This is a genomic window from Psychrobacter sp. MES7-P7E (genome assembly GCF_002863645.1).
Lineage (GTDB): Bacteria > Pseudomonadota > Gammaproteobacteria > Pseudomonadales > Moraxellaceae > Psychrobacter.
Map to the genome: position 1 here is coordinate 1 of NZ_PJBU01000092.1, position 22,211 is coordinate 22,211.

Below are 22,211 nucleotides of genomic sequence, written 5' to 3' on the forward strand. Positions count from 1 at the left end.
CCTAGTTGGCTTCAACAAGCTAAACAGCTGATTATAGATGAAGAATTGTTTGCCATAGCGAGTGATGTTATTTCAGACTCAAAAGATATTGAAAAGGGCATCTTAGAATTGACTCTTGAAAATGAGCCTAATGATAATGATATCGAAAGGCTAAAGGAATTTGCTAGGTCAAAAAACTGGGCAAAACTATATGCCTGGTGCTTATTTAGATTAGATCAACCTATAATGGCTCTGAATAAAATCTTAGATTTTGAGCATCCTGAGGTAGTTGGCTTTGATTACTTGATTGAGTTATATAACGAAAATGAACTATTAAGTACTTTTAGGGTCATCGATGATACGAGAGTAATTACAAACATTGAGAATACAGATACACTCGTTGAAAATTTACTACCCTATCTAGAACTAGATAAGAAGTTTGATAGATATTTGCTTTCACAGGGCTATCGCAGTAAGTTATCAATACCATCCAAAATTATCATCAACGATGGAATAGACAGTATTTTACGTAGTGCTACTAATGGTCATGAAACATATGGATTGATTGAAATACTAGCAGAGAAAAGCTTTGAAGAAAATCTTGCTGAGCGAGCACTGTTGCAGTTAACTGAAGGTTTTTCTTGGGATAAATTAAGTAAATCGGATACGCAGGTACTGATTAATACGGTAAGTAAATATGTCGTTGAAAACGGCATCAGTAACGTAACTGATAAAATCATTCAAGAAAATATAAAGGAGAAGTTCCTAAAATCAGAGATAGCGCCTAAGGTAATGGATTTATTAATAGGATGGAATGTTCATGTGAATGAATCTGAAGTAATTAATATTTTAGGTCAATATACTGACAACAACTGGAGACAGTATGGTAAAAATTTAGGAGAGTTCATAAACTCAAGTAAATGGATATCAATAACTAAGGCTTTATATACATTGTATGGAAATAAGAAGGTTGTTAATAATGCGCTGAAATATTGCTACAGTCTATTACCAAAAAAACAAAAGTGGGCCTATTCATTTAAATCTAAGATAAACCTTGATGAATTGCCAGATGATTATCTTATTAGTAGATTAGTTGACGAAGCCAGTTCCTTATATAGTTCAGAAGAATTAGAATTCCTGTGGGAGAAAGCAGGTGGCAAACTCAAAGATTTAAACTCCAATGGAAACCTTGGCAAACAATGGACTAAAGCGATTAAAAAAGCAAAAAAAGGTAACATAGAAGGAGGCGTGCTTACTTTGATTGATATCATGCTAGAAAGGTATCCATATAATACTGAATTAAATGAGCTGAAGACCTTTTTTTAAGCAAAAGTTATATGAGTTGTTTTATCAAATCATCGTTTCTATCGTTGGAGTGATAGAAGTTCCTGTGTTTCTCAACCTTGGTCACAAAATGGTCACCGTTTGGTCACTGATAACTTGGTCACTGATTTTTAAGAGAGAGAATGTATGTACGCAAACTTATAGCTAATACAGGATTAAAGAGAATGTGACTTCATGAGAGTTTAGAAAGATAAAATAGCCAGGCATTGTGAATAAAGGGCTTGATCTAAAATTCAGACACAAAAAAACCCCAAACAATCTAATGCCTGAGGCGAAATTTGAACAAAGCTTAAGCTATAAATAGTGGTGCGCTCGGCGGGAATCGAACCCACGACCCTCGGCTTCGGAGACCGATACTCTATCCAACTGAGCTACGAGCGCATACGATAACGATATGTCTGACTGTCACGCTTAGATGCGCATGATAATTAGCATAAGGTGTCTAGAAATAAAGACCGCTTAGTCTAACAAATAAAAAGCATAAAGCCAATAAATGACAGTCGCGATTGAGGTTTTTTAAGAAAAAACAGCCAAGTCATTAAACAAGCATGGCAATTTACCTGCCTTTTCCCTTATAATGTTGGGGAGAATTCATATTTATAATCACCGATTGCAAGTGCGCTGGCACGCGGGATGGCTGTCTGCTATTGAAGACTTAGAGGTCGTCAAAGGAGGACAGACAGAATGTCCGAGCCGTGCTAGTCCTTGTATACGTAATAAGAGAACGTGACGAATGAGAAAAGTAGTTATGTTATCGGCAGCTGCCATTCTAGGAATCGCTAGTATCGCGGTGAGCCAAGCTGAAGATGTTGTAGACACTCCTGTAACTGCATCAGACGTAGCAGAAGGCCAAGAGGTCGTAGAAGCTGCTCCTGAAACGCTAGGTGACGATACCCAAGCTGCTGCAGATACGACAGATGGTGCTGCACCCACTGACGAAGCCGCTCCAGCAGAAGGCGAAGAAACTGCCGCTGCAGCGCCTGCCGCTGATGAAGAGCCAATTCCACAAGATACGCCGCAAGTACAGAAGCTAATTGCTTTGTACCCTAATCTGATTGCGCGTATCCAGCCTGTTGCCAATATCTGTTTTGAAGACGGTGAAGCTTGTGATGTAACGGCACGCTCATCTGGCCCAGCTGCTGGCGACGGTCCTCGTGACGGTAAAGCGGTATATAACGCCGTATGTCATACTTGTCATACAGCAGGCTTGCTAGGCTCTCCTATCTTTGGTGATGCTGGCGCTTGGGGTCCACGTATTGCAAAAGGTAAAGACACGCTATATACCCATGCTATCAATGGTTTCAATGCGATGCCTGCTAAAGGTGGCGCGGATATTCCTGATGAAGAAGTTCAAAATGCCGTAGATTATATGGTCGCAGAAGCAAGCTAATCTTTGTTGATTACCTTCCAAGCTTTTACGATGTATATCTATAAAGCGCCTATTTCAGTGATGAGATAGGCGCTTTTTCATGATGAGTATTATTAATATGGTACTTCGAATATAAGGCAGTTGAAATTCGTCATGAGTAGCCTCATTTTATGAGATTAGTTCGTTTATTACCGTACATTGTCACCTTTAGAGAGTAGAGTGTGTTGAACATTCTTATACGGCTTTTGCCTATATGATAATGATAGTCGAATGTTCAACACGGCCTATTATTCTAAAATCGCATTTTATACAAATTGATAACAAATAAAGAGGTCTTCATGTCTGATGCACCAGCACTCTCCATAAAAAACCTATCCAAGACCTACGACAATGGGTTTTCGGCATTAAAAGGGGTTGATTTAACAGTACCACAAGGTGGTTTCTTTGCGTTACTTGGGCCAAACGGCGCAGGCAAATCTACCATGATTGGTATTATTAGCTCATTGTTTAAGCCAACCACCGGTAGCGTTCATATTTTCGGCACAGACCTATTAGAGAACCCTTCGATTGCCAAGCAATACCTTGGTGTTGTACCGCAAGAATTTAACTTTAATATGTTCGAAAAAGTCGAAGATATCTTGATTACGCAAGCGGGTTATTTTGGCATTCCAGCAAAAGAAGCCAAACCACGCGCAAAGAGACTGTTAACAGCGTTGGGACTATGGGATAAACGCGACAGTAAATCACGTGAGCTATCTGGTGGTATGAAACGCCGTTTGATGATTGCCCGTGCTTTGATTCATAAACCAAAGCTATTGATTCTGGATGAGCCAACGGCGGGTGTTGATATCGAGCTTCGTCGCTCGATGTGGGAATTCATGCAGCAGATTAATATTGAAGAAAATACCACTATTATTCTGACGACTCATTATCTCGAAGAAGCTGAGCAATTGTGTAAACGCATTGCGATCTTGGATCACGGCGAGATTCGTATTAATACAGAAATGAAAGAGCTACTGGCGCAGCTGTCGGTAGAGACATTTGTATTTGATTTAGATACGCCGCTCACTGAGCAGTTGGCTCTGACAGGAGTGACAGGGGTCTCGCAACCAGATGAGCAAACGTTAGAAGTTACCTTGACAGAAGGTGAGTCACTAAACGGTGTCTTTGATCAGTTGTCTGAGAAAGGTATCAGTGTGGCGAGCATGCGCAATAAAGCCAACCGACTAGAAGAGTTATTTATGCGCTTGGTAGACAAAAACATTCAAAGTGCAGATAGCATGAAGGAGGCGGGGTTATGAGTCAGGAACTAATCGATCATAATAAAACAATGTCATTGAGTAAAAAGTGGATTGCGTTTCGTACTATTTGGTTCAAAGAAGTGCGCCGTATTTTACGTATCTGGCCGCAGACATTACTACCACCAGTTATCACGATGAGCTTGTATTTTGTCATCTTTGGTAAAATGATTGGCTCGCGTGTGGGTGAGATGGGCGGCGTGCCATACATGCAGTTTATCGTGCCTGGTTTGATCATGATGTCGATCATTACCAACAGTTACTCTAACGTCGTCTCAAGCTTTTTTAGTGCCAAGTTCACGTCTAGTATCGAAGAGCTTTTGGTCTCGCCCGTATCCAAGCATGCTATTTTGATGGGTTATATCAGTGGTGGTATCTTCCGTGGATTGGCTATCGGTGTGATTGTCTCGATAGTGGCGCTGTTCTTTACCGATCTTGGTATCGAGCATTTATTTGTCACTGTATTTACGGTACTTGGCACGTCTATCCTATTTTCGTTAGGCGGCTTTATCAATGCGGTATTTGCACGCTCGTTTGATGATATCTCTATTATCCCGAGCTTCGTATTGACACCATTGACCTATCTTGGCGGTGTGTTTTATTCGATGGAGAATTTATCTCCGTTTTGGCAAAATATCTCGCTACTGAACCCTATCGTCTATATGGTCAACTCATTCCGTTACGGTATTCTTGGCTACTCTGATGTCAACGTTTGGTATTCGATGGCGGCTATTTTTGTGTTCTGTGCGATATTCTATACCATCGCTTATCGCTTGCTAAGTAACGGCTCGCGCGTACGTTTATAGTGCGTATTATTCGCTAAGCATATTATTATTTAGAGCAAATTTTAAACGGTTTAATATTAGGAAGACAGATGAGTATTCACGGTATCTTGGGCGAGCAAACCACAGACTATCCAACTGAATATAGCCCAGAGACGCTATATCCGATTGCGCGTAGCATGGGACGTGATGCGATTGGTTGGCAAGACGATAAACTAACCGTTGGTGTCGATTGGTGGCAAGCTTTTGAAATATCTTGGTTAAATCCGCAAGGTATTTCGCAAGTAGCGATTGCACGCTTTAGCATTCCTGCTAGCTCACCATTTATCGTAGAATCAAAATCGCTTAAGTTATATTTGAATAGCATCAATTTTACCGAGTTTGCCAGTTGGAATGACGTACAAGCGTTGATTGCGAAAGATTTATCAGCTTGTTTGCAAGCAGACGTACAGGTAGCGTTATTTGGTTTAAATGATGATTTAAATGGTAACGAAACAGCGTTATTGATTGCTCAGCCTGATGGTGTTTGTATTGATGAGGCATTGGCAGATAGCACGGATAAAATTGCTTTAACTGAACATCCTGACGCGTCACTGCTGAGTGCTAGAGAAGAAATAGAGGCGAGTAGTGAAAGCGTGGTAAGTGATGGTACTCAGCCGTATACTTTTTATTCCAATCTACTGCGTAGTAACTGCCCAGTGACCAATCAGCCAGATTGGGGCACGCTGGCCGTTTCGATAACGACTGATAAGCCTTTTAATAATGCAAATATGCTGCGTTATATATTGAGCTTCCGTCAGCACAATGGCTTCCATGAGCAGTGTGTCGAGCAGATATTTGCTGATTTGAGTCAATACTATCAGCCAAGTGAGCTAATGGTACGGGCGTGGTATACGCGCCGCGGCGGTATCGATATCAATCCATGCCGTGTCAGTGATATCAGTCTATTACCTAAGCCAAGCCGTTTAATCCGCCAGTAAGTTCTCGCTAAAAATACAATGTTAAATAGTTTTTAAGCCAATAAAAAAGCGCCTATCTCACATGATGAAATAGGCGCTTTTTGTTATATAGTCTTTAACTACAAAACTATTTACCGCTTACTTTTGCCATAACTTCTTCACGGCTCAGCATTTGCTTTTCGGCTTCACGACGATTGACGTACTCATACTTGTCTTCCGCCAAGTTGCGATCAGAGACGACAATACGATGCGGTATACCAATCAACTCAAGATCAGCAAACTTAACGCCTGGTCGCTCGTTACGATCGTCCAGTAGTACATTGATGCCTTGAGCTTTCAACTCTTCATACAGGGCGGTTGCCGTCTGCATGACCGTCTCTTCTTTAGACTTCATCGGGATGATGGCGACTTCAAAAGGAGCGATCGAATCATCAACCGTTGGCGTTTTTGGCCACATGATGCCGTTTTCATCATTGTTCTGCTCGATAGCAGCGGCAATGATACGGCTAACGCCAATACCATAACAGCCCATCATCAAGGTAACAGGTTTGCCATCTTCGCCAGAAACCGTACAGTTCATCGCTTGTGAGTACTTATCGCCCAACTGGAAGATATGACCGACTTCGATACCGCGTTTGATTTTTAGGCTGCCTTTACCATCAGGAGACGGGTCACCTTCTTGTACATTGCGCACATCAACGATGCGAGTAATGCGAGTATCACGTGCCCAGTTCATGCCGATAGTATGTTTGTTCACTTCGTTCGCACCGCAGACAAAATCTGATAACGCAGCTGCTGAACGATCAACGAATACAGGCATATCCAAATTAACGCCGATATAGCCTTTATGCAGACCTGCCGCTTTTAGCTCTTCGTCAGATGCTAACGTCAATGGTACGTTGGCTTCTTCAATTTTCTCCGCTTTGATAGTATTGAGCTGATGATCGCCTCGCAACACGATAGCAATCAGTTGTGGCTCATCATTCTCAGTATGACCATGAACGATTAAGGTTTTAACCGTCGTTTCTAACGGGATGTCCAAGTGTTCAGCAACCATTTTACAGCTGGTCATGCCTTCGGTTAGAACGTCTTCACGCTCCATTTTCGGCGGTTGACGCTCAGCGGTGCTGACAGATTCTGCTAGCTCTACGTTGGCTGCATAGTCAGATGAGTCCGAAAACGCAATATCGTCTTCGCCGCTATCTGCCAATACATGGAACTCGTGTGAGGCAAAACCACCGATAGAGCCTGTATCTGCTTGTACCGCACGGAAATCTAAGCCCAAGCGGGTAAAGATGCGTGTATAAGCGTCATACATATCATGGTAGGTCTTGGCCAATGAGGCTTGATCCACATGGAAAGAGTAAGCATCTTTCATGGTGAATTCACGGGCGCGCATCACACCGAAGCGTGGACGAATCTCATCACGGAACTTACCTTGAATCTGAAAGAAGGTAATCGGTAGCTGTTTATAACTACGTAGCTCGCCTTGTGCTAGATTGGTAATGACTTCTTCATGCGTTGGACCAAGTACAAAGTCGCGATCATGACGGTCTTTGAAGCGTAATAACTCAGGACCATAATCATCAAAACGTCCGGTCGTCTGCCAAAGTTCAGCAGGCTGAGTCATCGGCATAAGCACTTCTTGTGCGCCGACGTTTTGCATCTCTTCACGAACAATGCGTTCGACCTTTTGTAAGACGCGCAGACCCATAGGCAACCAAATATACAATCCAGAAGCAATCTTGCGGATAAGACCAGCACGCACCATCAATTGGCTTGAGGCGATGTCGGCGTCACTTGGGGTTTCTTTTAGTGTGGCAAATAAAAATTGACTGGCTTTCATAAATAAAGCGTAACCTTATCAACGATAAAAAAATAAGAAATAGTAGGATGTTGAGCGTATGGCTAATCGTTTCATTGCCGCCGCAAGCTTACCTTTATCACTTAGCAATAATCTAGGGTATTTCCTAGTTACCAATCTGCTTATATACAAAGCACATCAGTAAAAACCACTCTCATAAAAGAGAGGCAAATTTGATTTGATGTATCAATATGCCAAAAATGCAATATATTCAGGTCAAAACCCTGATAAATACTTTGAGACTGACATTTTATTCATACAATCTGACTATGTTAGGTAAAGTTCGCCTAAGACGCAATGACTTTTTGTCTTTTCAGACCGAACGTGACGCAAAGGCTTCAATAAGGGATAAATAATTGAGCTATTCGTATGATTTTATAGCGAAAGCACTGCTTATTTTGGCGATAGTTTATCAAGGTGGTTGCGTAGAGGTTTATGCATAAAGTTATGTAGAGGAATGGTAGCCATTACTTGAAGTTACTGCACAATAGTCGCATTTATAGACTAAGCATCTGTTCCGTTTCTACAACGTTTTTAGCCTTACCAAACGATGCAACATTATAAAGGTAGCCTCTATGGATAATCCTGATATGAATAACGCTAATGCCACTCAAAAGACTGCGAAACGTCCTATTGCTACAATGTCGTGGGTGATATTACTTATCGGTCTAGCAGCGATTGTTTTTGCTATTTATAGCGCGCAAAACAAACCAGAAGAAGCGCCGATAGAAACTATTACTCGCGAAGGCGTGGTTACGCAAATTCAGCAGTTAAACCGCTTACATACCGTCGCATTCAGTGTCGATACAGTGATTACGAGCGAGCGACCCGGGAGCTGGATGAAACTATGGCAGGATGAGCAAAAAGCATTGTTTATCGCTCATGGTCGCGTAGAGGCAGGCGTTGATCTGAGTGCTTTGACACCTGAGATGGTACAAGTGGTGCAACCTGCTCAAGCTAATGCAGACGAAGAGCAAGTAGCTGACCCTAACTCACCAGCTGCTACTATGCCGCAAATCAATATTACTTTGCCGCCTACAGAGATATTTTCAGTATATCTAGATGATATTGAGATTTATGATTGGCAGACAGGGGCTTTTGGTATGATGCAAGTTGATCCTAAGATATTGGCACAAGCACAGACCATGGCAAAAAAAGAAGTGCTTGAGCGTGCCTGCCGAGGTGGTGTTATGAATATGGCACTGAAAAATGCGCAAACCCAATTGCAGCAGCTATTTGCACTCACGGGAGCGGTAGTGACGGTTACCACTCAGGGTGCAGGTGCATGTCAGTTGCCAGTCACTACCAATGGCTAGTCTGCTAGTTGTTTTCTAAAATTAAGCTTCTTTTTTAAACTCAGCAATAGTCAGCTTGCGCGCCGATTTATGCTCGACCATCGGCGCAGGGTAGTCGACATCGGCAAACTTACCACCTTTTGCCAATTCTTTACGCATCTTATCTTCGTTATGTAAGATACTGTTAGGAATATCTTTTAACTCTGGTAGCCAAGTTTTAATAAACAGAGCTTTAGAATCGTGCGTATTGGCTTGGCTAAAGGGGTTCATAATACGGAAGTAGGGCGCTGAGTCCGTACCTGTCGACGCGCTCCATTGCCAACCGCCGTTATTGGACGCAAAATCCCCATCTATCAGTTGCTGCATAAAGTAGCGCTCACCCAAGCGCCAATCAATCAATAAGTCTTTGGTCAAAAACATCGCAGTCACCATACGCAAGCGATTGTGCATAAACCCCGTCGCATTTAAACAACGCATCGCAGCATCTACGAGCGGCACGCCTGTCATACCTGTGCACCATGCCTCAAAATCATCGGTATCATATGACCAGTTAATCTTAGTATCCGTCTCTTCTTTGTAGGCTTTATGACGAATAAGGTTTGGCTTTTCGACCAGCACGTGACGATAAAAATCTCGCCAGGCAAGCTCGCTTATCCAGCGATTGATGTCTTCATTGTCGCCATCATTGCCATGTAGTTTCTCTTGTGCTGCATTTGCCTGTAGATAGCATAGCCTAGGGCTGATAGAGCCTATAGTGAGATAAGCCGATAGCTGACTGGTTGCATGCAGATGGGGGACATCACGGCTCACATCATAATTATTGATATCATCATCGACGAATGCCTCTAGACGCTGGCAAGCGGCAGATTCACCTGCAGGATAGGCGTCTCTTGCGCGGTCAAGCTGAGCTATCATATCGATATGCTGCAATGACTCGTTCTTTTCTAATGTCTGCTGGTAGTCACTGAGCATCTTCTCACTTAGTGATTTGATCTTGTCGATTGTATTGGCAAACGTTTGCGATGATGGTAGTTTGATTTTATAATCGCTATCCACTGCGGGTGCTTCATGCATTTGAATGGTGCTGACGTCCAATGTATGTCGCCATTTTTTATAAAACGGCGTAAAAACCTTATACATACTATCGCCATCATTGGTAGTGATAGTTTTTGGTGGCAAAATGCATTGGTCATGCCAGCGGACGAACTCGATACCGTCTTTTGCAAGTTGTTTGCTTAACTGCTCATCACGATCAATCTCATTGCCTTCGTACTCGTGATTGGCCATAACGCAGCTGATTTCATTGTCATTGCATAAGGTTATGAGCGCTTCTATACAGTCAGCAAAGCTTGGACAGAGTTGTACTGTTAAGGTGATATTCAATTGCGATTGCAATTCCTCTGCTAGAATAGGTAGCGTGCGAGCAATATGATCGACTTGTACAAGGGAGGTATCATGCGCTTGCCACTGCTCAGGTGTCAAAAAGAATACGGCAGACACTGAGGCGTTGTCTTCATTGGCACGTTCGCAAAGCGCTGCTAAAGCAGTATTGTCATGGATACGTAGGTCACGACGAAACCACATCAAGTAATGCGGTGGATTTTTGCTAGTAGCATTGTCGTCAGTATCAGTATCAGTATCAGTATCAGTATCAGTATCAGTATCAGTATCAGTATCAGTATCAGTATCAGTAGCGGCTGTCTGTGCAGTCTTAGACATCAAAGTATCCCTATATTAATCAATCGCAATCATAAACAAAACTAAGGATAAAAGTATGCTAGGATAAGTTTTTGGATGCAATGGCTTTGCCGTTTGGTTAACAAAACCTCATCACATCTAACGATTTATCTTTAGCTTGAACCTATCTGATGCCGCTATAATCGGTGTCATATTCAGTACCATGAAACGCAAGGTCACAAAATGCACGTTAAGTTTTGCGGGTTTACTCAGCTTAGTGATATAAAGACTGCGGCACAGTTAGGTGCAGATGCAGTGGGTTTGGTGTTTTATCCACCAAGTCCACGTGCAGTTACGATAGAGCAAGCGCAAACCCTGAGCGCTGCTGTGCCTGCTTTTGTCAGCGTGGTGGCGTTAGTGGTCAATATGCCTAAAGATGAGCTAATCAAATTAGCAAACAACGTTTCTTTTGATATTATCCAGTTCCACGGTGATGAAACGCCTGAGCAGTGCCAACAGCTGGCAGGTATGGTCAATAAACGTTGGATCAAAGCATTGCGTATCAATACAGAGCAAGACACCCTCGATAGCGTCCGCGCTCAGATTAATCAATTTGCTAAAGCAGGTGCCAGTAGTATTTTACTGGATGCTTATCATCAGCATAAGTATGGCGGTACAGGCGCACGTTTTGACTGGAGTCTCATTCCACATGACAGTGCACTGCCGATCGTTTTGGCTGGTGGGCTCGATGCCGACAATGTTGCCGCGACATTAGATTTACCTATTTATGGCGTCGATGTGAGCGGTGGTATTGAGGTTGATAAAGGTAAAAAAGACGCTGCCAAAATGCGTGCCTTTATGAAAGCGGTCAAACGCGATCGATGGCAAAACGCTACGGTCACTGGCGCCATCTAAGTGGGTTTGTATCTAGCTATTTGCGATAAACAATCTGCTTAGTTGATCGTTATTCCGATTTTTCTGCTTAAATCTTATTAGATTATTATCCCTTTTATTATTTTTTCTCTATTTATCTAAAGTTATCCAAAAAATACCACTTATTACAGTAGGAATTATCATGAGTCATGTCGAAAACAAAGATTTATCTGCTACCGCACAGTCTGTAAACACTTTTACCAATCCTGAAAACGTACAGGACTTTAACCAGTATCCTGATGCGCGCGGTCATTTTGGTGTACATGGGGGGCGTTTTGTCTCTGAGACGCTAATGGCTGCTCTAGAAGAGCTAGAAACGCTTTATACCAAAGTAAAAGCAGATCCAGCATTTTGGGAAGAGTATCATAACGATTTGGTCAATTATGTCGGTCGTCCAACGCCACTGTATCATGCTAAGCGTTTGAGCGATGAGATTGGCGGTGCGCAAATTTACTTTAAGCGTGAAGACCTAAACCATACAGGTGCGCATAAAGTAAACAACACCATTGGTCAGGCATTGCTTGCCAAAATGTGTGGTAAAAAACGTATCATCGCTGAGACGGGCGCAGGACAGCATGGCGTCGCGACGGCAACCATTGCGGCACGCTTAGGGCTAGAATGTATCGTCTATATGGGTGCGGACGATGTCGAGCGTCAAAAAATGAACGTCTATCGTATGCGCTTGCTTGGCGCGAGAGTTGTGCCCGTCACTTCTGGCTCACGCACGCTCAAAGACGCAATGAATGAAGCCATGCGTGACTGGGTGACCAATGTAGATAGCACCTATTATATTATCGGTACTGTGGCAGGCCCGCATCCTTATCCGCTATTGGTTCGTGATTTCCAAGCGATTATTGGGAAAGAAGCGCGCATTCAGCATCTAGAAAAAACAGGAAAAATGCCAGATGCACTGGTTGCGTGTGTTGGCGGTGGCTCAAACGCGATTGGTTTGTTCTTTGACTTCTTGAACGATACTGAAGTTAAAATGTATGGCGTCGAGGCAACGGGTGATGGTATCGAGTCAGGTCGTCATTCAGCACCATTGGCTGCTGGTCGTATCGGCGTGCTACATGGTAACCGTACTTACCTAATGGCAGATGATGATGGCCAGATTCAAGAGACGCATTCTATCTCAGCGGGTCTTGATTATCCTGGTGTCGGTCCGGAGCATAGCTTCCTAAAAGACATGAAGCGTGTTGAGTATGTTGGTTGTACTGACAAAGAGGCGTTAGAAGGCTTCCATGAGGCAACGCGCAAAGAAGGTATTATCCCTGCGCTTGAAACTGCTCATGCGGTCGCCTATGCATTGAAACTGGCTAAAACCATGACACCAGATCAGACGATTATCGTTAATATGTCAGGACGCGGTGACAAGGATCTGCATTCAGTAATGAAGGCTGAAGGGATTGAGATGTAATGTCTGAAGAATCGACAATACCTAAAAAGGTGGCAATATCTAAAGAGTCAAATATAAAGAGGTTTTTTAAGAATTTTGGTTATTTCAGCTCTTCTGAAAAGAGTCTTTTTGAAAAAATAGGCTCTCTTCTTGATCGCGCACTGTATCTTTTCTTATATGTATTAGCAACGTCATTGCTTTCCATAAGCTGTGCGTTTGTATCTGCTAATGGAAATTGGTGGTGGGGTATATTTATAGGTATTGTTTTGCTCGTTTTAGCAACATTAGGCAACCATTTTGACATGGAAAAGTCAGAAGAAAAAATCTCAGATCTCGAGGAAAAATTAGAGGCTGAGAAGGTTAAAGTAAGAGATGGGGCAGAAGAATCTGAAAGAACAGGTATTAAACTACAAGAAACCAAGTTAAAGTTAGTAGAGACTCATGAACAACTAGTTACTTCTATATTGAAAAGTATATTTAAAAATTTAGAGCTTGATACCTATACTAGAATTTCGATATATTTTGAAAAAGATGGTCAGTTCTTGATACTAGGTCGCTATTCTCAAAACCCAAAATTCAAAGAAATTCACACTAGAGCCTTTCCTATAAATAAAGGAGCTTTGAGTAAAGCATGGGAGCATGGAGAATACTTTGATGATAAATGTTGTTCTTATGAAGGTAATAAGTCAAATTATGAGCGTTACCAGCTAGAAAACTTTGACTATAATCAAAAGCAAACTGAAAGATTAACAATGAAGAGTTGTGAGTATGTTGGAGTCGCTTTGACACACATTGATGAACATATTGGCGTAATACTATTTGAAAGTGAAAGTAAGAAATTTGTTGATATTAGAAGGGCTGGTATTCTTGAGCAAGTCAATAATTACCATACTCAGCTTTCGGATAGAATAATAAGTGGCAAACTCATACACAGTGAAAGTAAACCTACAAGAGATGTTGATGAAGAGTTCATGTCGACAATGCAAGGTCAGTCTAAGGAGTAGTCATGAAATTAGAATTAATTATCGTATATCTCTGTAAACACTATCCCTATACGAATGAGCTATCAAACTCAAGACTAACTAAACTTGTATATTTAGCTGATTGGTTTAGTTGTTTGTTAAATGGTAAACAGATGACTGATATAATATGGGTGTTTAACCATTATGGACCATATGTTAATGATGTACTTGAAGAGGTTAATAAAAGCAATTTTTTAGAAGTGCAAATGGATTTTAATTTCTATGGTAGTCCTAAGTATATTATTAAATTAATAAACGATAAAAATATATTTTTTGAAGAAATCATAAGTCAGAGTGATAAGGAAATACTCGGTTTTGTTATATCTAAAACTAAAACAATGCATTACAACAGTTTTATAGATTATGTATATTCTACATATCCAATATCATCTAGCCAAAGATACGATAATTTAGATCTCATTGAGCTAGCTCAGGAATATAAATTGAACTCAAACTATGTTTAGAGAAACCCTATGACCAGAATTGAAAGCACTTTTGAAACCCTGAAATCACAAAATAAAAAAGCACTGATCCCTTATGTGATGGCAGGCGATCCTAATCCTGCAACGACCGTCGGTCTATTGCATGACTTGGTCAAGCACGGCGCAGATATGATTGAAGTGGGCTTACCATTCTCTGATCCGATGGCAGATGGCCCTGTGGTTGCGTTGGCTGGTGAGCGTGCATTGGCAGCAGGTACGAGTACTCGTGATGCACTAAAAATGGTCGCAGAGTTCCGTCAAACAGATACGCAGACACCAATCATCCTAATGGGTTATCTAAATCCTGTTGAAATCATTGGCTATGACAACTTTGTGGCGCTATGCGAGCAGTCAGGCGTTGATGGTTTATTGATGGTAGATTTGCCGCCAGCAGAGGCGGGTAGCTTTACGCAGCATTTAACTGATCATTCGATGAATGAGATTTTCTTGCTATCGCCAACCACCTTACCTGAGCGCCGTGAGCAAGTATTGACTCATTGTGGGGGCTATATTTATTATGTATCACTAAAAGGTGTGACTGGTTCAGCCACGCTAGATACTGATGACGTTGCAACTCAAGTTCAAGCAATCAAAGCGGAAACAGACCTACCAGTATGCGTCGGCTTCGGTATCCGTGATGGAGCTTCTGCAAAAGCGATTGGTACCCATGCGGATGGCGTTATCGTCGGTAGTGCCTTGGTACAGAATTTTGCCGATATTGATGCCAACGATACCGCTGCAGTTGCAAATGCACAGCAGAACATCATGGCAAAAATGGATGAGCTACGTGAAGCGTTAGACAGCTTAAGCGCTTAATAGCTATTGCTTTCATATTGTTGTTACTTGAAGAAGTAGTTATTTGAAGAAATAGTTATTTGAAGAAATAGTTATTTGAAACGGCAAAATCAAATTGAAGCTAATGTTTACCTTAAGACTTTACTTAAAAGCTTTACGTGAAGACAATACTAAATGACTTTGCTAAAATTAGTTTACGAGTGTAAACTAACATCACTATTATATGGTGTCTGATAGCAGTGGTTTATTCGTCATTTTGATTGGCAAATACATTATCTATCAACAAGCGCATAATCAAATTACCGACATACGAGATTTATTTATCAGTATGTCGCATGACTGCTCATGTTATGACTGTGTTAGACGTTTTGTTTAGACAACCATTAAACTCTCAATGACAAGCGAATGAGCAAACTTGTCAATAAGCCTTTTATGATGGCAAATAATATGACTGATACAATAACAAAACCCGATAACAATACCACTAAAGCCGCGCCAAACAGCAATACGGATAGGCAGTCATGGTTTAACCGTCCTATCCCAGGTATCAAGCAGCATTTGACTGCGCCACTGTCTGCGGTAGAGACTGAACCGTCAACTAAGTGTAGCAATTGTCATTCGATGATTACCAACACAGCACTGATTTTTAACTGTTATGTGTGTCCACACTGCGATCATCATTTACCGATGAGTGCTCGTGAGCGCTTGAATTGGTTGCTTGACCAAGTAGATGGCGAGACAGGTCAAGAGTTCACGGCAAAAGATCCATTGAGCTTTGTGGACAGTAAGCCCTATCCTGCACGTATGAGCGAAGCACAAGAAAAGACAGGTGAGTCTGAAGCGCTGGTTGCTATGTATGGCAAACTGCGTAACCTTGATATCGTCGCCTGTGCTTTTGACTTCCGCTTTATGGGCGGGTCAATGGGTTCAGTCGTTGGCGATCGTTTCGTTCAAGCAGCTGAAAAAGCGCTAGAGCAAAAAGTACCTTTGGTTTGCTTTGCTGCCTCTGGTGGTGCACGTATGCAAGAAGGCCTACTGTCATTGATGCAAATGGCACGCACGGCAGCAGCGATTGAGCGTCTAAGAATCGCTGGGATTCCTTATATTGTGGTATTGACCAATCCTGTTTATGGCGGCGTGACCGCATCCCTTGCGATGCTTGGTGATATTCATTTAGCAGAGCCAAAAGCAATGATAGGATTTGCGGGCAAGCGTGTAATCGAGCAGACTGTACGCGAGACGCTAGAAGAGCCATTCCAGCGCGCTGAGTTCCTATTAGAGCATGGCGTAGTGGATGAAGTGGTACATCGTCATCAGCTAATCGATACGATTTATCGTCTGCTTGCAAAACTATGCCGCGTACCAAATGTAGATGCTCAGTAAAATGAGATGCTCGATAAGGTAAATGACTCAGTATAATGAATCATTTATTGAGTGCATAATGACTTAGCTGCGTGCTAACATCTACTGCATATGCAAGACCCCTAATAGCATTTATCGTCATTGCACGGTAAGTGCTATTTTTGGTTTTAGCTAGCACATATATTTTTATCTCTTATTAAATTTTATATAGGTTTTATCCATGTCTGACCTTTTAGCCTCTGACCTTCGCAGCTCTAATGCCCATAGTCCTAATGAAAGTGCTAACCTAACTGAGTGGCTCGATTATATGCAGCAGATTCATGTATCGGCGATCGATATGGGATTGTCACGTGTATTGCCTGTTGCAGAAGCGTTAGGCGTGGTGCAGTCAGCTAAAGATGACGCTTACGTATTTACTGTGGCAGGTACCAATGGCAAAGGTTCTACAACCGCTGTCATTGCCGAAATGTGTAAAGCCGCAGGTTATAAGACGGCACTATATCAGTCGCCACATCTTAGTGCCTTTAACGAGCGTGTGCGTATCAATGGCGAGATGATCAGCGATCAGACGCTGATTAAGGCTTTTAGCAAAGTAGAGGCAGCACGCTTACAGTGCGAGTTGACGTTGTCGTTCTTTGAGATGACCACACTAGCAGCGCTATTGATATTCGCTGAGGCAGATTGTGACGTATGGGTATTAGAAGTAGGATTGGGTGGACGCCTAGATGTGGTCAATATTATTGACCCTGACATGGCGGTCATTACCAATATCGGTATCGATCACATTGACTGGTTGGGTGATAATGTCGAGGATATTGGTCGCGAAAAAGCAGGTATCTTGCGCAACGGCATTCCTCTGATTTATGGTGCTACTGAGATGCCAGCTAGCGTGCAACAATCCATCGATACCCAGCAGGCAACTTGTTATCAGATTGGACAAGATTTTAGCTACCGCGATATTGATGCAACGACTTGGCAATACAGTAATGCGGCGGTTACCTTGCAGTTACCACGTCCTGCGTTATCGTTAACTAACACGGCCAATGCACTATCAGCAGTATTAGCAAGTCCATTAGATATTGACATCAAGGCCATTGAGCAAGCGTTACGAACTGTCAAACTGGCTGGACGTTTTGATTATCGTGAGAACCATAGCCGCCATTGGTTATTTGATGTGGCGCATAATGAGCAAGGCGTTGAGTTCTTACTAGCACAGCTATTACCGTTTTGGCAGCAGCATGTAGCCAAGCAAAATAATCAAAATAGCTCAGCGACTGTCACCCTGCCAAAGATTAAAATGCTATTTTCTATGCTTGGTGATAAAGACATTGATAAGGTTGTGCAGCGCTTAACTCAAGCAGGCTTACCGATTAGTGACTGGTTTATCGCTGAGATTGATTATCCTCGTGCCGCGACTACTGAGCAGCTGCAAGCTGTTTTGGTTAAATATGTCGATAGCACCAATATATATGAGTTTGATGGTCTGCATACAGCGACCCATGCAGTGATAGAGGCGAGCCAACCACAAGACTTAATCGTCGTATGCGGTTCGTTTCACACCATTGGTGAGGCATTGGCTGCGCTACAGCACTGATCATATGAGTTAAAGTAAGGCATGTTTAGTGTTAATCTTAGTCGTAGCCTGATAGCAGACAGCATGAAAAATATGCTTTATAATCAAAATGATTTGCCAGACTAGTAGAAGACGGTCGGCACAAATTTTGAACCCTGATGGCATTAACTGACAGTAACTGGCGGTAAGAGATCATGATTGAAGCGATTTGATATACTGCTTTGAAATAGTCGCTGCGCCGCTCAATCAACCTTATTACCAACTAAGAGACGTAAACGGATGAACTTTTCGAGACAAGCCTTATTGGGCATTGGGATGATTATCGGCGGTAGCGTGATGCTATACGCCATGGTGCAACAGATTGGCGATAGCGATCAACCGGAGCCGATGTCAGCGATGGTCGACAAACTAAGCTCGGAGCAAGAATCTCCGCAGCCGCTCACAACTGATATCGAAACAGAAAAACGTATCCTTGCGCAAAAGCAAAAAGAACGTGCAGCCCGCGTTGCAGAGCAAGAAAAACGTGCAAAAGAGTTTCTGACAGAGCAGGAAGTTGCTGAAGCAGAAGCGTTGGCAAAGGCACGTGCTGAGAGCCAGCAATATGTTGATAATAGTGCGCCAGCTATTGATGACACCAGCAGTACAGAGTCTACAAAAGATGTTACAAAAGACGTTACTACAGATCTGACCGTTCAGCCTCGTACTGAGAGTCAGTCTACTACTGATACTACAAAGTCTAGCGAAGCCGAGAAGCAAAAAGCGGCTCAAGAGCAACAAGAAGCCCAAAGGCAAGCTGCTATAAAAGAGCAAGCGGCCGCCAAAAAACTTGCTGAGAGCAAAAAACAAGCGGAGGCAGAGAAACTAGCCGAAGCAAAAAAGCAGGCTGAAGCCCAAGCAGCGGCTGAGAGAAAAAGAGAAGCAGCTGAAGCGGCTAAAAACGAGCCACCAAAATCGCCTTCTGAATACCAGATTAAGAAAGGTGATGGACTCATAAAACTGGCAAGACAATATAATATGCCTGTGGAAGTATTGGCTCAAGCCAACAACCTATCTCCATCGGCAGCGCTACAATTGGGTCAAAGTATCACCATACCATCGAGCAAACAGGTACAACGCTTAGAGCGTGAAGCGGCGGCAGCCGAACAAGCGCGTGAGAAGAAGCGCCAGCAAGAAGAGGCGCTGGCGAAGAAATCTGCCGATGCAAAACGTGAAGCGCAGCAAAAACTGAGTGAAGCGCGTAAAGAAGTCAAAGAAACAGACGCTAAGGGTAGCTTTGGGGTGCAAGTGGCTCTAGCAAATGACCAAGCCAAAGCCGATGAGTTAGCGAAGAAGTTCCGAGCAGCAGGTTATCAAGTTAAGACAAGTGCGACTAGCCGCGGAGTTCGTGTCGTGGTTGGGCCTGAACGTGGCAAAGTCGCAGCATTGGCACTAAAAGATAAAATCAATAGTGACCCTAAGGTAAATACGACTAGCGCTTGGGTGCTTTACTGGCGTTAAGCTAGAGCGTTTCTAACGGTCTCAATTCGGCTTTTATCTACTTTATATGAAAACACGACAGTATTTGTCGTGTTTTTTGTTTTATAGATTGCTGATTGGCGCAGCCTTAGTTAAGATGAGCGCCATTTTTATAATCCGTTTTTGTATAACCTGTCAGCCTATATAGGTTGCCTTGTCGTGGTCGGCGCATTATTAATTGCTATCAATAATGACAATTAGCCCATCACTCTCATATTGTATAAGGTAGAACCATGTCGTTTGGTGTTATATTTTTAATATTGGCCGTTGGGTTTTTGGGGCTGATTACGTTACCGAAGCTGCTACCAACACTACTGACGAAGCGCCCTGTCGTTGAGCCAGACCCAAAACCTGTGCGCGGTGATGAGCTAGCGATCTGGCCATTTGCGCCGATGCCGATTATGACCGATACGGAAGTGATATTTTTTAATAAGCTAAAAAACGCGCTGCCGGAGTATCATATATTTGTCCAAGTGCAGTTATCACGGATCATTGAAGCCAATAGTAGTGAGACATCAGAGCGTAGTTTTTGGTTCAATCGTATCTGCCGTCAGAGCGTTGACTATGTGATTGTGGATGTCGATGCTCAGACTACCTTGGTCGCTATCGAGCTTGATGACTGGACACATAGTAGCAAAGCCCGTCAAAAAGCGGATGATAAAAAAGATAAGGCGCTTGCCAGTGCAGGTATTGCGATGGTGCGCTTCCACGCTGAACGTATGCCGAGTGCCGATATGCTTAGATATGAGCTAATGCAGGTGATTGAGAGTTATTAAGCATTCTGTGAAAGCTGTCCGATTGTTAAGGCCAGAATATTATCTAAGCAGCTTCACTTTAAAACTTTAGGTTAGCTAAATTTATTCATCGAGTTGGTCTGACAGCCTTGGGTAAATAACGATTGGTCGATTACCTTCAAAATATAAACCTGTTTTAGGTAGTTCGTTATCTGACCAAACTATCGTCTGCTGGCGACCATCATAAATATTTCGCTCATCATAAAAGTCGCGCTTGGTGAACCATTCAATATAATGCGCGGCTCGCAAAGCTGTATTGTCAATCGTTGCAAGACCTGCCATGTCCCTCTTATCGCACCATTCGTGTATCGGAAAATTCGGCGTTAGCCAATATGGCCAGTCATAATCACCGTAATCAGCTGTGTTAATCGGTAAAAAGAATCGCCCTTTGATCACGCCATAACGCTTATCGATTTTTACCTGTCCGTGATTTTCCGTATCTACCCACACCGCTCGAAACTGCTTGGTTTGCATGTGTGTCATTTTGCGCTGTAGATTATCATTGGAGTTAATCCCGACCCAGTTCACAGGTTCAAAAGGTGCTGATCCCATAAAAAACTTAATGGCTAGCTCCCAATGTTCAACCAGCTGTTCTGCATGGTTATATAAAATCAAATCAAGCTCACCAGTCGTCTGCTTACCATTATAGAGCTGCACATTGCTAGCCAGTGTCTCATACGGATGCAGCTTGCGCGCAAATCCATCCTCTAACCAAAATGACAGTAAGCCTTCAAAATGAAAACCCAGACGATTGGGGCTAGGGCGTTTGAGTAAATAGCGAGTCAGCTCTTGATAGGCGGCAGTGATGTCTAGCTCTGTTAATCGTCGCTCATACGCCTCAAATTGCGTCTGCCAAAATTGCGCGCTATGCACAGCAACCGTATGTGTGCTCTGATGCGGTGCAAAGTCTAGCCACCGTGTCAACACATTGGGGCACGCCAGTACATAAGCTAAATCGCGCACATAGGGTCGGCGGTAATGTTCCCAAGGTGCATTATCTATACGGCGATTAGATATGGGCTGATTGACAAGATCGGACATAGCATAAACCAGTGTGAAGGTGTAGCATTTACCCTAACGGCTCGCTCTATAAAAGTCTATAGATGACAAGTATCCGCTAGGGTAGTGCTCAGTTTGTTGGCGCTAAAATATAATATTAATGTGATGGATATGAATACTGATATCAGGCGGTGATAGTAAGTAAGGTAATAGGATGCTAACTACCATTTTAAGTAGAGAGAGTTGCCATTTAGGCCGATATTGAGATGGCTTTTGTTTTGGCTTAGTTGGGATATGACTTTTCTGTTTCATGTATCTAGCTCCATAATTTACCGTAACTTGATTGCTGCGGTTTATGGTGACTAGTTTATTAGGTGGAGCTTCCTAAAAAAATTCCCTCAACCTAAGTCTATATAGATTAACTTAGGCTGAGATATATTTAAATTATGATTGTGGTCTGCCTGCTTCACTAGCATATTGAGGTATAGAGCTAAGCCAGCTTTTTAAAGTAGCTGTTCTCTCTGGAAGCATTTCACCATGCCCCGTATCAATTAAGTAGCTCCACACAAGCTCACACATTTCACCGATTCTAATTTTTTCATCATGGTCTTTTGACCATAAGTATTGTGCATGTGCATCAGCAATCATCCTTGCTTTTAATAGCTTTGGGCTAACTCCTTCTTTCTTGAATAATATTTCTGTTTTTTCTACTGCAGGCTTGTTCTCAATAATGAGATTTACTAATCGCTCTAAATCTTTATGCAAAATTAAAA

General features: G+C 42.6%; 18 protein-coding genes, 1 tRNA gene and 1 pseudogene. 15 read left to right on the top strand and 5 right to left on the bottom strand.

Going from position 1 to position 22,211, the window contains the following annotated elements:
- The coding region (locus CXF62_RS14705) for an effector-associated domain EAD1-containing protein (RefSeq protein WP_185156609.1) at nucleotides 1-1,305 on the top strand (1,305 nt) is incomplete at its 5' end.
- A gap of 322 nt (nucleotides 1,306-1,627) precedes the next feature.
- Here CXF62_RS14705 and CXF62_RS06870 read toward each other — a convergent pair.
- Nucleotides 1,628-1,704: transfer RNA gene (locus CXF62_RS06870), tRNA-Arg, on the bottom strand.
- Nucleotides 1,705-2,056: 352 nt separating this feature from the next.
- Between CXF62_RS06870 and CXF62_RS06875 the strand changes: the two genes are divergently transcribed.
- The 4 genes from CXF62_RS06875 to queF all read left to right on the top strand — a co-directional run bounded on the left by CXF62_RS06875 (nucleotide 2,057) and on the right by queF (nucleotide 5,752).
- Nucleotides 2,057-2,713 (top strand): c-type cytochrome, encoded by a 657-nt coding sequence (locus CXF62_RS06875; protein WP_101204943.1) that lies wholly within the window; start codon nucleotides 2,057-2,059, stop codon nucleotides 2,711-2,713.
- Nucleotides 2,714-3,030: 317 nt separating this feature from the next.
- Complete coding sequence (locus CXF62_RS06880) at nucleotides 3,031-3,993, top strand: ABC transporter ATP-binding protein (RefSeq protein WP_057758608.1); 963 nt, start codon at nucleotides 3,031-3,033, stop codon at nucleotides 3,991-3,993.
- Nucleotides 3,994-4,022: 29 nt separating this feature from the next.
- Nucleotides 4,023-4,796: an ABC transporter permease gene (locus tag CXF62_RS06885; protein WP_057762348.1), complete on the top strand. Its 774-nt coding sequence runs from the start codon at nucleotides 4,023-4,025 to the stop codon at nucleotides 4,794-4,796.
- A 68-nt stretch (nucleotides 4,797-4,864) separates the two neighbouring features.
- Nucleotides 4,865-5,752 carry an NADPH-dependent 7-cyano-7-deazaguanine reductase QueF gene (gene queF / locus CXF62_RS06890; protein ID WP_102093512.1) on the top strand — a complete coding sequence of 296 codons (888 nt, stop codon included), beginning with the start codon at nucleotides 4,865-4,867 and terminating at the stop codon, nucleotides 5,750-5,752.
- Nucleotides 5,753-5,858: 106 nt separating this feature from the next.
- Here queF and CXF62_RS06895 read toward each other — a convergent pair whose 3' ends face one another.
- Nucleotides 5,859-7,577, bottom strand: coding sequence for a proline--tRNA ligase (locus tag CXF62_RS06895; protein ID WP_102093514.1), 1,719 nt, complete (start codon nucleotides 7,575-7,577; stop codon nucleotides 5,859-5,861).
- 593 nt (nucleotides 7,578-8,170) lie between these two features.
- On the opposite strand from CXF62_RS06895, the gene CXF62_RS06900 reads away from it, so the two are divergent.
- Entirely contained in the window at nucleotides 8,171-8,911 is a 741-nt protein-coding gene (locus CXF62_RS06900; RefSeq protein ID WP_228153186.1) for a DUF4230 domain-containing protein, read from the top strand.
- 21 nt (nucleotides 8,912-8,932) lie between these two features.
- Here the strand turns inward: CXF62_RS06900 and CXF62_RS06905 are convergent, their stop codons facing one another.
- Nucleotides 8,933-10,609 carry a cryptochrome/photolyase family protein gene (locus tag CXF62_RS06905; protein WP_102093515.1) on the bottom strand — a complete coding sequence of 559 codons (1,677 nt, stop codon included), beginning with the start codon at nucleotides 10,607-10,609 and terminating at the stop codon, nucleotides 8,933-8,935.
- Between the two features lie 171 nt (nucleotides 10,610-10,780).
- Between CXF62_RS06905 and CXF62_RS06910 the strand changes: the two genes are divergently transcribed.
- The 9 genes from CXF62_RS06910 (at nucleotide 10,781) to CXF62_RS06950 (ending at nucleotide 20,421) form a co-directional block, all read left to right on the top strand.
- The gene (locus tag CXF62_RS06910) at nucleotides 10,781-11,482 is read left to right on the top strand and encodes a phosphoribosylanthranilate isomerase (RefSeq protein WP_264757035.1); all 702 of its coding nucleotides are present in this window, start codon (nucleotides 10,781-10,783) and stop codon (nucleotides 11,480-11,482) included.
- A 160-nt stretch (nucleotides 11,483-11,642) separates the two neighbouring features.
- Complete coding sequence (gene trpB, locus CXF62_RS06915; protein ID WP_102093518.1) at nucleotides 11,643-12,917, top strand: tryptophan synthase subunit beta; 1,275 nt, start codon at nucleotides 11,643-11,645, stop codon at nucleotides 12,915-12,917.
- Nucleotides 12,917-13,900: a hypothetical protein gene (locus CXF62_RS06920; protein WP_102093520.1), complete on the top strand. Its 984-nt coding sequence runs from the start codon at nucleotides 12,917-12,919 to the stop codon at nucleotides 13,898-13,900. The genes trpB and CXF62_RS06920 overlap by 1 nt, the downstream gene beginning before the upstream one ends.
- A 2-nt stretch (nucleotides 13,901-13,902) precedes the next feature.
- Nucleotides 13,903-14,382, top strand: a complete 480-nt coding sequence (locus tag CXF62_RS06925; RefSeq protein ID WP_102093521.1) for a Panacea domain-containing protein — start codon at nucleotides 13,903-13,905, stop codon at nucleotides 14,380-14,382.
- Between the two features lie 9 nt (nucleotides 14,383-14,391).
- Nucleotides 14,392-15,216, top strand: a complete 825-nt coding sequence (gene trpA, locus CXF62_RS06930; protein WP_102093522.1) for a tryptophan synthase subunit alpha — start codon at nucleotides 14,392-14,394, stop codon at nucleotides 15,214-15,216.
- Between the two features lie 414 nt (nucleotides 15,217-15,630).
- The gene (gene accD / locus CXF62_RS06935; RefSeq protein ID WP_185156610.1) at nucleotides 15,631-16,578 is read left to right on the top strand and encodes an acetyl-CoA carboxylase, carboxyltransferase subunit beta; all 948 of its coding nucleotides are present in this window, start codon (nucleotides 15,631-15,633) and stop codon (nucleotides 16,576-16,578) included.
- A 199-nt stretch (nucleotides 16,579-16,777) separates the two neighbouring features.
- Nucleotides 16,778-18,151 (top strand): bifunctional tetrahydrofolate synthase/dihydrofolate synthase, encoded by a 1,374-nt coding sequence (gene folC, locus CXF62_RS06940; protein ID WP_102093524.1) that lies wholly within the window; start codon nucleotides 16,778-16,780, stop codon nucleotides 18,149-18,151.
- Nucleotides 18,152-18,409: 258 nt separating this feature from the next.
- Nucleotides 18,410-19,627 carry an SPOR and LysM peptidoglycan-binding domain-containing protein gene (locus CXF62_RS06945; RefSeq protein ID WP_102093525.1) on the top strand — a complete coding sequence of 406 codons (1,218 nt, stop codon included), beginning with the start codon at nucleotides 18,410-18,412 and terminating at the stop codon, nucleotides 19,625-19,627.
- A gap of 251 nt (nucleotides 19,628-19,878) precedes the next feature.
- Entirely contained in the window at nucleotides 19,879-20,421 is a 543-nt protein-coding gene (locus CXF62_RS06950) for a DUF2726 domain-containing protein (RefSeq protein WP_057758628.1), read from the top strand.
- 81 nt (nucleotides 20,422-20,502) lie between these two features.
- Here the strand turns inward: CXF62_RS06950 and CXF62_RS06955 are convergent, their stop codons facing one another.
- Both CXF62_RS06955 and CXF62_RS14710 read right to left on the bottom strand, forming a co-directional pair.
- Nucleotides 20,503-21,480, bottom strand: a complete 978-nt coding sequence (locus CXF62_RS06955) for a DUF1853 family protein (RefSeq protein ID WP_102093527.1) — start codon at nucleotides 21,478-21,480, stop codon at nucleotides 20,503-20,505.
- Nucleotides 21,481-21,882: 402 nt separating this feature from the next.
- Nucleotides 21,883-22,211, bottom strand: a pseudogene (locus CXF62_RS14710) (hypothetical protein); the annotation flags it as partial.

What these genes read in the sequence shown, in the direction of transcription:
- CXF62_RS06875 (WP_101204943.1), top strand. Translation starts at nt 2,057, where the DNA reads ATGAGAAAAGTAGTTATGTTATCGGCAGCTGCCATTCTAGGAATCGCT.
- CXF62_RS06880 (WP_057758608.1), top strand. Translation starts at nt 3,031, where the DNA reads ATGTCTGATGCACCAGCACTCTCCATAAAAAACCTATCCAAGACCTAC.
- CXF62_RS06885 (WP_057762348.1), top strand. Translation starts at nt 4,023, where the DNA reads ATGTCATTGAGTAAAAAGTGGATTGCGTTTCGTACTATTTGGTTCAAA.
- queF (WP_102093512.1), top strand. Translation starts at nt 4,865, where the DNA reads ATGAGTATTCACGGTATCTTGGGCGAGCAAACCACAGACTATCCAACT.
- CXF62_RS06895 (WP_102093514.1), bottom strand. Translation starts at nt 7,577, where the DNA reads ATGAAAGCCAGTCAATTTTTATTTGCCACACTAAAAGAAACCCCAAGT.
- CXF62_RS06900 (WP_228153186.1), top strand. Translation starts at nt 8,171, where the DNA reads ATGGATAATCCTGATATGAATAACGCTAATGCCACTCAAAAGACTGCG.
- CXF62_RS06905 (WP_102093515.1), bottom strand. Translation starts at nt 10,609, where the DNA reads ATGTCTAAGACTGCACAGACAGCCGCTACTGATACTGATACTGATACT.
- trpB (WP_102093518.1), top strand. Translation starts at nt 11,643, where the DNA reads ATGAGTCATGTCGAAAACAAAGATTTATCTGCTACCGCACAGTCTGTA.
- CXF62_RS06920 (WP_102093520.1), top strand. Translation starts at nt 12,917, where the DNA reads ATGTCTGAAGAATCGACAATACCTAAAAAGGTGGCAATATCTAAAGAG.
- CXF62_RS06925 (WP_102093521.1), top strand. Translation starts at nt 13,903, where the DNA reads ATGAAATTAGAATTAATTATCGTATATCTCTGTAAACACTATCCCTAT.
- trpA (WP_102093522.1), top strand. Translation starts at nt 14,392, where the DNA reads ATGACCAGAATTGAAAGCACTTTTGAAACCCTGAAATCACAAAATAAA.
- accD (WP_185156610.1), top strand. Translation starts at nt 15,631, where the DNA reads ATGGCAAATAATATGACTGATACAATAACAAAACCCGATAACAATACC.
- folC (WP_102093524.1), top strand. Translation starts at nt 16,778, where the DNA reads ATGTCTGACCTTTTAGCCTCTGACCTTCGCAGCTCTAATGCCCATAGT.
- CXF62_RS06945 (WP_102093525.1), top strand. Translation starts at nt 18,410, where the DNA reads ATGAACTTTTCGAGACAAGCCTTATTGGGCATTGGGATGATTATCGGC.
- CXF62_RS06950 (WP_057758628.1), top strand. Translation starts at nt 19,879, where the DNA reads ATGTCGTTTGGTGTTATATTTTTAATATTGGCCGTTGGGTTTTTGGGG.
- CXF62_RS06955 (WP_102093527.1), bottom strand. Translation starts at nt 21,480, where the DNA reads ATGTCCGATCTTGTCAATCAGCCCATATCTAATCGCCGTATAGATAAT.